At 61.1% G+C, this 12,380-nt stretch carries 10 protein-coding genes; 5 read left to right on the top strand and 5 right to left on the bottom strand.

Annotated elements, in window-relative coordinates; translation table 11 throughout:
* Window positions 1-148: 148 nt before the first annotated feature.
* The 5 genes from colR (at window position 149) to CKW35_RS12440 (ending at window position 3,859) form a co-directional block, all read left to right on the top strand.
* Window positions 149-832: a two-component system response regulator ColR gene (gene colR / locus CKW35_RS12460; protein WP_016488935.1), complete on the top strand. Its 684-nt coding sequence runs from the start codon at window positions 149-151 to the stop codon at window positions 830-832.
* Complete coding sequence (locus tag CKW35_RS12455; protein ID WP_016488934.1) at window positions 822-2,132, top strand: HAMP domain-containing sensor histidine kinase; 1,311 nt, start codon at window positions 822-824, stop codon at window positions 2,130-2,132. Before colR ends, CKW35_RS12455 begins: the two co-directional genes overlap by 11 nt.
* A 108-nt stretch (window positions 2,133-2,240) precedes the next feature.
* Complete coding sequence (locus CKW35_RS12450) at window positions 2,241-2,921, top strand: class I SAM-dependent methyltransferase (RefSeq protein WP_016488933.1); 681 nt, start codon at window positions 2,241-2,243, stop codon at window positions 2,919-2,921.
* Between the two features lie 6 nt (window positions 2,922-2,927).
* Entirely contained in the window at window positions 2,928-3,626 is a 699-nt protein-coding gene (locus CKW35_RS12445; RefSeq protein WP_095116038.1) for a lipopolysaccharide kinase InaA family protein, read from the top strand.
* Complete coding sequence (locus CKW35_RS12440; protein WP_023047343.1) at window positions 3,626-3,859, top strand: hypothetical protein; 234 nt, start codon at window positions 3,626-3,628, stop codon at window positions 3,857-3,859. Before CKW35_RS12445 ends, CKW35_RS12440 begins: the two co-directional genes overlap by 1 nt.
* An 89-nt stretch (window positions 3,860-3,948) precedes the next feature.
* Here CKW35_RS12440 and CKW35_RS12435 read toward each other — a convergent pair whose 3' ends face one another.
* The 5 genes from CKW35_RS12435 to CKW35_RS12415 all read right to left on the bottom strand — a co-directional run bounded on the left by CKW35_RS12435 (window position 3,949) and on the right by CKW35_RS12415 (window position 12,361).
* Window positions 3,949-5,136 (bottom strand): MFS transporter, encoded by a 1,188-nt coding sequence (locus CKW35_RS12435; protein WP_095116036.1) that lies wholly within the window; start codon window positions 5,134-5,136, stop codon window positions 3,949-3,951.
* A 619-nt stretch (window positions 5,137-5,755) separates the two neighbouring features.
* Window positions 5,756-8,800 carry a multidrug efflux RND transporter permease subunit gene (locus CKW35_RS12430; RefSeq protein ID WP_095116034.1) on the bottom strand — a complete coding sequence of 1,015 codons (3,045 nt, stop codon included), beginning with the start codon at window positions 8,798-8,800 and terminating at the stop codon, window positions 5,756-5,758.
* A 12-nt stretch (window positions 8,801-8,812) separates the two neighbouring features.
* Entirely contained in the window at window positions 8,813-9,961 is a 1,149-nt protein-coding gene (locus tag CKW35_RS12425; RefSeq protein ID WP_016488928.1) for an efflux RND transporter periplasmic adaptor subunit, read from the bottom strand.
* 235 nt (window positions 9,962-10,196) lie between these two features.
* Window positions 10,197-11,294: a DUF1513 domain-containing protein gene (locus tag CKW35_RS12420; RefSeq protein ID WP_016488927.1), complete on the bottom strand. Its 1,098-nt coding sequence runs from the start codon at window positions 11,292-11,294 to the stop codon at window positions 10,197-10,199.
* A 2-nt stretch (window positions 11,295-11,296) separates the two neighbouring features.
* On the bottom strand, window positions 11,297-12,361 hold the full coding sequence (locus tag CKW35_RS12415) for an imelysin family protein (RefSeq protein WP_095116033.1): 1,065 nt from the start codon (window positions 12,359-12,361) through the stop codon (window positions 11,297-11,299).
* Window positions 12,362-12,380: the final 19 nt, after the last annotated feature.

Below are 12,380 nucleotides of genomic sequence, written 5' to 3'. Positions count from 1 at the left end.
CGGCCGCCCGCTATCCTGTGTCCGTGAAGGATCAGTGAAAAAACCGTCAAGTGCGGTGAATTTTGCTTGGGGCTGGCACCATGCAGGCATTGGCCTTAAGCTGCGCCTGCCGCGCACCACAGCGAGAAGCGCCGCACAGGAGAAACCGATGCGCATTCTTTTGGTTGAAGACAACCGCGATATCCTGGCCAACCTGGCCGATTATCTGGGCATGAAGGGCTATACCGTCGACTGCGCCCAGGACGGCCTGTCCGGCCTGCACCTGGCGGCCACCGAACACTACGACCTGATCGTGCTGGACATCATGCTGCCCGGCATCGATGGCTACACCCTCTGCAAGCGCTTGCGTGAGGACGCCCGCCGCGACACGCCGGTGATCATGCTTACCGCCCGCGACCAGCTGGACGACCGCCTGCAAGGCTTCCGCTCCGGTGCCGACGACTACCTGCTCAAGCCGTTCGCCCTGTCGGAGCTGGCGGCCCGCATCGAAGCGGTGCTGCGCCGTGCCCAGGGCGGTGGGCGCCGCACGCTGCAGGTGTCCGACCTCAGCTACGACCTCGACACCCTGGAGGTTACCCGTCAGGGGCGCTTGCTCAAGCTCAACCCGGTCGGTCTCAAGCTGCTGGCAGTGCTGATGCAGAAAAGCCCGCACGTACTGCGCCGCGAAGTGCTGGAAGAGGCTTTGTGGGGCGACGACTGCCCTGACAGCGACAGCCTGCGCAGCCATGTACACCAGCTGCGCCAGGTGATCGACAAACCGTTTGAAAAACCGTTGCTGCATACCGTCCATGGCGTCGGCTATCGCCTCGCCGAGGGTCGCGATGGAGTTTAAGCAAAGCCTTGCCCAGCGCATCATCATCGCCTTTGCCTTGATGAGCGCGCTGGTGGCCGGGGCGTTCGCCTTCGGCATCGTTGCCACTGTGCACCTGGTCGAAGAGCGGTTGATTTCCTCGGTATTGGGCGGTGACCTGCAGCGCCTGCTGCGCATGGACAGCGTCAGCGACTGGAGCCACCGGCCACGCCCCGATCAGCTGTTCTACTTCAGCGGCGGGCGTGACGACTTCGAGCTGCCCAAAGATCTGCGCCACCTCGACCGGGGCTTTCACGAGGTGTTTCGCGACCAGCTGTCGTACCACGCCATGGTCGAGATCGTCGATGGCCGCCGTTATGTGCTGCTGCAGGACCAGAGCGACTTCGAAGAACGCGAGCGCGTGCTGTTCGCGGTGGTGGTGGTGGGCTTCGTGCTCAGCCTGGTGCTGGCCGTTATCCTCGGCTGGCTGGTGGCGCGCCGGGTGATGGCGCCGGTGATCCGCCTGGCTCGCCAGGTACGCCACCGTGACCAGCTGCTGGGCCTGGCCCCGCCGCTGGCACCGGACTATGCCGCGGACGAAGTTGGCCAGTTGGCAGTGGCTTTCGATGACACCCTGGGCCGCCTGCGCGACGCACTGACCCGCGAACGGCTGTTCACCAGTGACGTCAGCCACGAACTGCGTACGCCTTTGATGGTGTTGGCCACGTCCTGCGAACTGCTGATGGAGAACCCCAACCTCGACGCCCGCGCGCGTAGCCAGGTGGAGCGCGTGGCGCGGGCCACCGAAGAAATGCGCGAACTGGTCAAGACCTTCCTGATGCTGGCGCGGGCGCAGCGTGACGAGGGGGCGGTGGCTTCGCAGGCGACCCTTCGCGAAGTGGCCGACGAGCTTATCGGCGTGTGGCGCGATACCATCGAGCAGAAGGGCCTTACCCTGTACTTCGATGGCCGCGTCAGCGCAAGCCCGGTGCTGTACAACGCCACTTTCCTGCAGTCAGTGATGGGTAACCTGTTGCGTAATGCTGCGCACTACACCGACAGCGGCTACATCCGCCTGAGCCTGGAAGCCAACGGTTTCAGTGTGGAGGACAGCGGTGTGGGCATTCCCGAAGAGCAGCGCGAGGCCATGTTCAAGCCGTTCGTACGCGGCGATGAGCGGCGCGGTGAGGGCCTGGGGCTGGGGCTTTCGCTGGTACAGCGGATCTGTGATGACCAAGGCTGGCGTGTCACCCTGACATCCACCTTGCCGCATGGTTGCCGTTTCCAGGTAGACCTGAGCAGTACCACGGGCAAAGGCGACCTGAACGCCATGGCCGAGTAATGGCTTGTAACAGGTCGAAGGGAGGGCAACATTTTTTTCACATTGGCGTGACCTGATTCCAACGCTTGCTTGCCTAAGGTGAGCGGCACTGGAGTCAGGAGATGCCCAATGCGTAGCCCCATCAAGCTTGAATTTTCCGAGAAGTACGACAAAGACCATGCGCGTGAGTACTTTCTCAAGCACCAGGACGGCCTGGCGCGACGCCTTTCCCACAAGCGAGATGAGCAACTGGCGCGCCGCGCCCTGGCATTGGCAGGTGAGCCTGGCCTGGTACTGGACCTGCCGTGCGGTGCGGGCCGCTTCTGGCCGCTGTTGGCAGAAAAGCCCAACAGGGTGATTATTGGTGCCGACAATTCCGAAGCGATGATCGAGACAGCGTGCGCCGCGCAACCGCCAGAAGTGGTGGCGCGGGTACGTCCTTTGCAGACGTCAGCGTTTGCCATTGACCTGCCGGATAACGCGGTGGACAGCATTTTCTGCATGCGCCTGTTCCATCACATTGGCGAATCTGCCCACCGAAAGACCATTCTTTCGGAATTTCAGCGGGTTAGCCGTGATAGTGTGATCCTTTCACTGTGGGTGGATGGCAATTTCAAGGCCTGGCGCCGGAAAAAACTGGAACACCGCCGCAGTGCCAAGGCCGAGCAGGACAATTACCAGAACCGTTTCGTGTTACCTGCCGAAACGGTTGAAGAAGAATTCAGGGCCGCCGGCTTCAGAATCCAGGAACGCCTCGACTTCCTGCCGTTCTATGCCATGTGGCGGGTCTATGTATTGCGTAAGGGGTAGTGTTTGATGGCTGTAGCCCAGAACGGGGAGTCGCGGTTCGATTTTTACTGGCGCCAACAGGGCGAGTGGGTCGAGGAGCCTAACCAGCGCCGCGGCGGCGAGAGTGGTGTGCAACGCCTCAACGATGCCAGCGGCAAGCTGCTGTATGCCAAGCGCCAGGTCGGGCATATCTATCGCAGCCTGCTGCACCCTTTCGGCCGGCCGACCGTATTGCGTGAACTCGATGCGTTGAACAGTTTCGAGCAACTGGGTGTGCGTGTACCCCGCATTGTCTTCTGTGGCGCCGAACGCGATGCCGACCACCAGTGGCGTGCGCTGCTGGTGAGCGAAGCGCTGGATGGTTTTGTCGAGCTAGACACCTGGCATGCCGAAGGTGCCCGCGAGCGCTACCCGCAGGTGGTGCATGAGCGCATGCTCAAGGACCTGGCGGATAACCTGGCGCGTATGCACCTGGGGCACTGGCAGCACGGCTGCCTGTATGGCAAGCACGTATTCATCAAGGTGATTGGCGAAGGCGAGCAAGCGCGCGTCGAAGTGGCGCTGCTGGACCTTGAGAAGTGCAGGCGGCGCATCAGTTGTCAGCGTGCGGCTGGCAACGACCTGCGCCAACTGCGCCGCCATTCGTCGCTCAATGACGCGGAATGGCAGACGCTGCTCTACTTTTACAAGATGGCGTTTGGCAGCGCTGTCAAAGGGTTAGGGTAATGAAACTAGAAATCGCTCGAGCTTTGTTCCTGGTAGCTGGCCTGGCGGTCACCACCGTGGCGGTGGCTGCCTGGGAAGAGCCCAGGCCGACCGTGTTCAGCAAGGCTGAAATGGCCGACCAGTGCGCGTTGCCGCGGGAAGCGAAACAGCAGCAGCAGGCACAGGTTGCGCCGGACCAGGACCTTTTGCTGTTCCTGTTTGGTTTGCGTCAGGGGTTACGGCCATTTGGTTGAACCCTGCGGTAGCTAGAAATGCCAGAGGCCTCGCGATTGCGGGGCCTCTGGCATTTTTGTGTCGGGCTTTCCGGCCTCTTCTGCAGATGTTAGCAGTGCTGCAGGCTATTGCCTTTGAGGCGCGTGAGCAGCAGGAAACCGCCAAGGGCGCTGCTCAAGAACAGAATCCCCAGGCTCAATGGAAGCAGCTGTTCAGCTGACGCAATCACAGTGCCTGCGAAACCACCCCCGGCAAATAGCACTGTTGTGTTGAGCGACGCTGCTGCCCCTGCCTGCTGCGGATAGCGGGCTAATGCTTGCGTAGCCGCAGCGGGGCGTACCAACGTCGTTCCTGCTGTACATAAAATCATCGGTATCATGAGGCCTATTACTGTCAGCCCTGCCACCCACTGCCAAATCAATAGGGCCGCACCTGCGGAGCCTATCAGTAGAAATCCCGCGCAGATCTGAGCTTGTGCGCTGATGCGATTGTTCAAGAAAGTCGCGATGGCACCACCAACGACATACGCCAGCCCGTAGGCGATGAATACAACGGAAAACTGATACGGTGTAAGGCCTAGCTGCTCCATCAGTACCAGTGGTGCAACGACGATGAAGGAAAAATGGCAGGCGAACGCTAAAGTGGCCTGTAGGGAATAGGTTACATAGAAGGCGTCGCGCAACATCACAATATAACTTTGAACACCTGAATTACCCGCGCATAAAACAGGTGTTTCGTTCAGCAGAACCCATGCAAGCACGATGACTGAGATGGCTATTCCAATAAATACAGTAAAGCTGCCTGTCCAGCCGATTGATTGTTGGATAGCTGCACCGGCGACGGGCGAGATGGATATGAATAAACCACTTGCACTCGTCAACAAGATGCGCATGGTGTTGCGCTGCTTTCCACTATACAGGTCCTGTACAAGTGCTTGGCCAAGAACCAAGCTGCCACAGCCGGCGGCTTGCAACAACCGAAATGCCAAAAAAATCTCATAGTCAGTTGAAATTAGGCAGCCAATAGCCCCAGCAATGGATACCCCCAAACCAACGATTAATAGCCTTTTACGCCCAGTTCGGTCAGACAGAGGGCCAATAAATATTTGCGCCACAGCTACGCCAAACGCGAATAAGCTTACAGAGTAAGCTATTTGCTTTGGTTCTACTTGAAAGGCTTCTGAAAGCGCAGGGAACGAAGGAAGGATGACGTCCAGAGGAAAAACGCCTAATAGACATAAAAGAATCAAAAGCAATGGGCGAAGAATGGTGATTTTAAAGTTTTTGGCCTGACTCATAGAGAGACGATTCCCGCTGCCCTGAACTGTAACGTATAGCCTGAATTTTTCAATGCATCGGTGCGTTTAATTGCCAACATCGTGATTTTGGATATTGCGGATATCCGAAGCATGCAATTGTCTTTTAGAGGGTCAATAACCACCTTGCCGGTAGAGGGATGGTTTTTGAAAATTATTGATTTATCCATGTGTGCGTCGCGTCATTGCGACGTTTTTGATAATAGCGTTAAGCCCAAGATGTACAAGCCGAAGAGGGTGGCGAAACTTCTGATCAAGGTGTAGGATTTTTTACCGAAGCCATTTCCAGGAGTGTTTGAATTTTGCTGGAAGACGTCTGGCTCGCGGGTAGCCTGCCATTCTGAGTCTAATAGTTACCGGGCAGAGTGGATGAGACAGTTGTTCAGTCTTTCACTGGCGAGCAGGAAGATCAGCCGTGAATCTGAATGATGTGGGAGCTTGTGAGCGGTAATTATTAGATTGTGTTGCGTAGCAGTGATTTTCTATCGGCCTTCTGTACCCATACTGCCTCTTCGCGGGCTTGCCCGCTCCCACAGGTACTGCACCCATGTCAGGCCCGATGCCCTGTCTGCGGGAGCGGGCAAGCCCGCGAAGAGGCCGGTCAGGCTGTTGCAGGTTCCTTGGCATTCGTCTTGTGCGCCAACAAGGTGTAGATACAAGGCAGCACGAACAAGGTAAACAGTGTGCCAATCGACATCCCGGTGGCGATCACCGTCCCGATGTCAAAACGGCTGACCGCCCCGGCGCCGGTCGCCAGAATCAGCGGCACCATGCCGAACACCATCGCCGCCGTAGTCATCAGCACCGGCCGCAGGCGAATGGCCGCCGCTTCTTCGATGGCCTCGCGCACGCTTAGGCCGCGCTCCTCACGCAGCTGGTTGGCGAACTCGACGATGAGAATGCCGTGCTTGCTGATCAGCCCGATCAAGGTCACCAGCCCCACCTGGGTGTAGATGTTCATGCTCGATATACCCAGGAACAGCGGCAGCAGCGCCCCGCAGATGGATAACGGCACCGTCACCAGGATTACCAGCGGGTCGCGGAAGCTTTCGAATTGCGCTGCCAGCACCAGGAAGATGATCGCCAGTGCCAGGCCGAAGGTCACCCACAGCGCGCTGCCTTCCTGCACGTATTGGCGGGCCACGCCGGCATAGTCGAAGGCGAAGCCTTCGGGGGCCTCTTCGCGGGCGATGTCCTGCACGGTCTTCAGCGCTTCGCCCAGGCTGACCATGGGCACGCCCTGGATGATCGCCGAGTTCAACTGCTGAAACTGGTTGAGCTGGCGCGGGCGGGCGCGGTCGGTGAGGGTGATCAGGGTCGAGAGTGGCAGCAGTTTGCCCTGGTCGTTCTTCACGTAGTAGTTGTTCAGCCAGCCGGGGTTGTCGCGGTATGGCCGCTCGACCTGGGCAATTACCTTGTAGCTGCGTCCTTCCAGCGTGAAGCGGTTGATTTCCGCCTCGCCCAGCAAGGTGGCCAGTGTGCCGCCCAACGTGTCCATCGACACCCCCATCTGCGCCGCCTTGGCCCGGTCGATGTCGACCACCACTTCAGGCTTGTCGAAGGCCAGGTCGATGTCGAGGAAGGCGAACTTGCCAGATGCCTGGGCGCGCGTCTTGATGCGCTGGGCCACCTCCAGCAGCGCCGGGTAGTCGCCAGCGGTATTGATCACGAACTGGAACGGCAGGCCCTCGCCAGTGCCGGGCAACGAGGGCAGGTTGAAGCCGAAAATCTGCAGGCCGCCGACTTCCTCAAGTTTGGCCTGCACCAGCGGCAGCAGCTCCATCTGTGTACGTTCGCGCTCGTTCCAAGGCTTGAGCAAAAAACCACCAATGCCGCTCTGCACACCATTGAAACCATTGATCTGGAACGACGAGTAATACTCGGGGAAGGTTTTGAACAGGGGTGTGAACTGGTCGGTGTAGGCATTGAGGTAATCGAGGTTGGCCGGCTGCGGCGAGCTGCTGATCATGAAGATCACCCCCTGGTCCTCGTTGGGTGCCAGTTCGTTCTGGGTGAACTTGAGCAGCACCGGGATCAGGCACAGCACGATCACGGCAAACACCAGCACCACCGGCCGACTGTCGAGGGTGGCGTGCAGCAGGCGCTGGTAGCGTACCTTCAGGCGTTCGAACAGCTGGTCAAGGCGATGGGCCAGGCCGCTGGGGTTCTGCTCCCGGCGCAGCAGCAGGGCGCACATCATCGGTGAAAGGGTCAGGGCCACGATGCCGGAAATGATCACCGCCCCGGCCAGGGTCAGGGCGAACTCCTTGAACAAGGCCCCTGTAAGCCCGGTGAGGAAGCCGATCGGCGCATAGACGGCAGCCAGGGTGATGGTCATCGACACCACTGGCATGGCAATTTCCCGGGCGCCCTCAAGTGCCGCGTCGAACGGCGACTTGCCTTCCTCCATGTGCCGGTGGATGTTCTCCACCACGACAATGGCATCGTCCACCACCAGGCCGATGGCCAACACCATGGCCAGCAGGGTCAGCAGGTTGAGCGAGTAGCCCATCATTTGCATGAAGAACAGCACGCCGATCATCGACAGGGGAATGGTCACCACCGGGATCAGTACCGAGCGCAGGGCGCCGAGGAACAGGAACACCACCACGATGACGATCAGCACCGCTTCACCGAGGGTTTTGACCACTTCGTCGATGGAGGCCTGGATGAACAGGGTGGCGTCGTAGGCGATCGACACCTTGAGCGCCGAGGGCAGCTGGCTTTCCAGCTCGGGCATGATGCGCCGAACTTCCTTGATCACATCCAGCGGGTTGGCTGCCGGGGTGGCCTTGATGCCGATATACACCGACGGAGTACCGTCGAACGAACTGACCGTGTCGTAGTTTTCTGCCCCCATCTCGACCCGCGCCACATCGCCAAGCAGCACACGGCTGTCACCGCTGGTCTTGACCGGCAAGGCGGCGAATGCCTCGGCCGATTTCAGCTCGGTACTGGCGTTGATACTGGTGACCACGTACTCGCCCTTCACCTCACCGGCGGCAGACAGGAAGTTGTAGCGGCGTACCGCATTGGTCACGTCAGTGGCAGACAGGCCGAAGCCGGCCAGCTTCACCGGGTCGATCCAGATCCGCATGGCAAACACCTGGTTGCCGAGAATCTCCGCCTCGGCCATGCCTGGCAACGTGGCCAGCTTGGGCTGGATGACCCGCGACAGGTAGTCGGTGATCTGCGGGTTGCTCATTTCCTTGCTGTAGAAGCTGACGTACATCAGCGCCGAGGCATCGGCGGCTTCCTTGCTGAGCACCGGGTCTTCGGAGTCCTGAGGGAGTTTGTTGCGCACTTCGTTGGCCTTGGCCAGCAGCTCGGTGAACAACCGGTCGCTGTCGGCGCCGATACGCGCGTAGATGGAAATGATCGAGAAGTTCTGCCGGCTCACCGAAGTCATGTAGTCGATGCCTTCGGCGCTGGCCAGGCTTTGCTGCAGCGGCTGGGTGATGTAGCCCTGGATGGTCTCGGCGTTGGCCCCGGGGTAGGCGGTGGTCACCGTGATCAGGGCGTTTTCCATTTGTGGGTACTGGCGGATCTGCAGCTTGTTCCAGGCCTGGAAGCCCAGCAGCAGGATCAGCAGGCTGACCACGCTGGCCAGCACCGGGCGACGGATGAACGGATCGGTAAACGCCATGCCAGCCTCCTGTCAGTCCTTGCCCGGGACGCCCTGTTCGGGCTTGAGGGCTTGGTCCTGGCCGATGCGGATCGCGGCGCCCGGGGTGAGCTTCAGTTGCCCGGCGGTGACCACCTGTTCGCCGGCCTGCAGGCCCTTGCTGACCACCACCACACCGTCGCGGCGCTCGCCGGTTTGAACCGTGCGTTGTTCGGCGACCAGCCGGGGTTGGCCCTTGTCGTCGGTTTCGGGCTGGCCATCCTTGTCCTTCTTTGGCGTGGCGACGTACACCGAGTTGCCATACAGGGTGTAGGTGATCGCGCTTTCCGGCACCACCACTTGTGATTGAGGGTTGGGCAACAAGATCAGCAGGTTGGCGAACATGCCTGGCAGCAGCTTGCCGTCGGGGTTGGCCAGGACGGCACGGACCAGCAGGTTGCGTGTGGTTTCTTCCACCTTGGGGTTGATGGCGCTGAGGCTGGCGGGGAAGGTCTGGCCCGGGTAGGCGGCCACCTGTAACAGCACTTGCTGGCCCAGGCTCAGCTTCGGCAGGGCCTGTTCCGGTACGTTGAAGTCGACGTACAGGCTGGACGTATCCTGCAGGGTGGCGATCATCGTGCCGGCGGCGAGGTATTGGCCGATGTCTACCTGGCGGATGCCGATGGTGCCGCTGAACGGGGCGTTGATGCTCTTCTTGATCTTCTGCGCCTTGAGCTGCTCGACCACCGCCTGGTTTCGGCGGTACTGGGAGCTTAGGCGATCAAACTCGCCACGGGAGATGGCCGAGTCACCGACCAGCTGGCTGCCCCGGCCAAAATCGACCTTGGCCAGGCCCAGGTCAGCCTGGGCGGTGCCGAGCAGGGCCGTTTCCTGGTCGTCGTTGAGTTGCAGCAGCAGTTGCCCGGCCTTGACCTGCTGGCCCGAGTCGAAGTGCAGGGATTTGACGATCCCTTCTACCTCCAGGCTCAGTTCCACACCCTGCAGGGCCTTGAGGCTGCCGACGGCGGGCAGGCGCTCCTGCCACTGGCGCTGTTCGGCCAAGGCTGCCGCTACGGTGATGGGCGGCTTGGGGGCAGTGAACATCTGGATCTGCTGGTAGATGGAGAAAGCCTTGTAGCCCCCCAAGGCCAGCACGATCAGCAGAACCACGGCCAACATGATCAGCATGCGGCGGCGCAGCATAGGTCCGGTTCCCTGGATACGGTTGTTATTAGCCTGGACACGACAACGGGCGATCCTGCCCACGTGTGGATGGGGGAAGTATTGACTGTTTTTTGATTGAAGGGGAGTGAATTGTCTGCACCGGCCCTATCGCCGGCAAGCCAGCTCCCACAGGTACACCGTAGGTTTCAGGACCTGTGGTGTACCTGTGGGAGCTGGCTTGCCGGCGATAGGGCCGGTGCAGGCAGCGGATCAATCAGACAAGATGCAGGTGATTGTCCCAGAAACCGGACGGCAGGTTCATCGGCTGCCCGACCAGCTCGGCCTTACGGCAATCGTAGAAGCGGCAACGGCCCTGCCCGGAGGTGACGACAAAGCCGTCTTTCACCGCGCCAACCCCCGCGCAATCGGGCATGGGCGCGTCCAGCCGCACCGCGCCGCTGTCCAGGTCCCAGACGAACAGGCGGTTGGCCCTTGGCGCAGTCAGCGCCACCAGTCGCAGTTCGCTGTGGATGGCGACACTGGCAGTGTACTGGGCCATGGCCTGCAACTGGCGTTCCGGCACCGGGAAGGCCTTGAACGGCTCGCCCGGGCGTTTGATCGCCAACAGCTCGGCAGTTTCGTCGGCATCGCCCATGAACTGCTGGCAGGCAGCAATGGTGCCATCGCTGCCCACCGCCAGGTGGCGCACGCTGTTCATCTGCTGGGCCAAGGTTTCCTTGCTCAGCAGGGTACCGTCGCGCTGCATCAGCACCAGGCTTGGCTGCATGGCGTCGAGGTTCATCTCTACCCGGCTTTCGGCTTCGGTACGGATACCGCCATTGGCCACGATCAGTGTTTCACCATCGGGCAGCCAGGCGACCTCATGCGGGCCAATGCCGTGGGTCGGGATCTCGCCGGTGTGCACCAGGCGTTCGCCCTCGAAACGGTATACGCCAAGCACGCCGCGCCCCGGGTCGGTGGTGTCGTTCTCGGTGGCATACAGCCATTCGCCGCCCTTGTGTACCACCGCGTGGCCGTAGAAGTGCCGGTTAGGCTGCGAAACCACCGTTTGCAGCAGGCGCCCGTCGCGCAAGTCGACCAGGTAGCTTTCGGTACCGGGGCGGCGGGCGACGAACAAGGCGATCGGCTGCTCGGGGTGGTGGACGATGGCATGGCAACGCTGGGCGACCTGGGTGCTGAACACCTGGGTGCCGTCCAGGCGAAAACCGACGGCATAGTGCTTGCCGTCGCCATCGTCACGCGCCGAGAGCAGCAAAGGTTCGCTGCCTTTGTTGCGGAACAGGCTCCAGCCGCCCAAGGTGAGGGCGCTGAGCAATACGCTACCGAGTTTGAGTGCCTGGCGTCGCAGCATGATCAGTCACCGTCGTTGGCATTGAAGCCCAGCTGGATGTTCAGCGCCTTGGCCAGCTCGCCTTCGTGCAGGCGATGGACGGCGTTGAGGCTGTCGTAGAGCTGGTTGAGGGTTTGCTGGCCTGCGTCGTCGGCCAGCAGCTCACCGAGCGTTTTCTGGTTGTCGGCCAGCAGTTTGAGCGAGGTAGCGTAGGCGGCGTCGATCTTGTCTGCCAGCGCTTTCTGACCGCTGGGCAGGAGGCCGCGCAGGCCCTGGTTGTCGACCCCGACCCAAACGGTTTCGGCGGCCTTGAGGGTGGCCTCCAGGCTCTTCAGCGAATTGTGGCTGCGCCAGGCTTCGGCTTGCAGCGGCTGCGGGATGCCCTTGCTCTGGCGACCCATCGGCGCACCCAGCTTCTTCTTCAGGGTATCCAGGGCGGTGACCTGGGAGCGCAGCAGGTCTGCGATTGCCTCGTGAGAGTCTGCGTAGCGCTGGTTCGGGAACTTGGTCATCTGCGAAAGCATGCCGTCGGTGCTGTTCCAGCCCTTGAGGATCTCCTCGGCCAGGACCTTCTGGTGTTCACCGATGGCCACCAGCAGCGGGCAGTAGCGGGCTTTCTGCTCGGCAGTGGCGATGTCCGGCTTGCTGTCGAACAGGATGTACTCGTAGGCTGACAAGCCACGTACCACCACGCTGGCCTTGCCCAGAGTCGCGGCATCGACCGGCTTGTCGCCATTGACGAGCTGTTCGACCTGGCGGCCGACCAGGTTCTTCTTGTCGGGCCAGAACTGCACCTGCCAGGCGCGGTTGCCTTCGGCCAACGGGCCGACCAGCAGCGGCTGCAGCTCGGCCCAGGCCTTCTGCGCGTTGAGGAAGTCGGCGCGGGCCTTGGCCAGGTCTTCCTTGCCTTCGCAGTAGGCCAGGGCGCTGGCGGCCAGCGTGCGGTCGGCTTCGACCCAGCGGCTGTAGGTGGGCAGGATCACTTGCTTGGCGATGGCGGCGGAGGTCACGGCTTGCGGGTCCTGCGGCGAGCAGGCGCCGAGGGCGAGTGCGGCGAGGCTGGTGAACAACAGTTTGGGTCGGAACATGCCCGGCTCCTTAGCGCGT

The sequence above is a fragment of the Pseudomonas sp. Irchel 3F3 genome (assembly GCF_900187545.1).
GTDB lineage: Bacteria > Pseudomonadota > Gammaproteobacteria > Pseudomonadales > Pseudomonadaceae > Aquipseudomonas > Aquipseudomonas fortuita.
The sequence above is the reverse complement of the archived record's forward strand: the minus strand, read 5'-3'. Positions and strand labels throughout refer to the sequence as shown.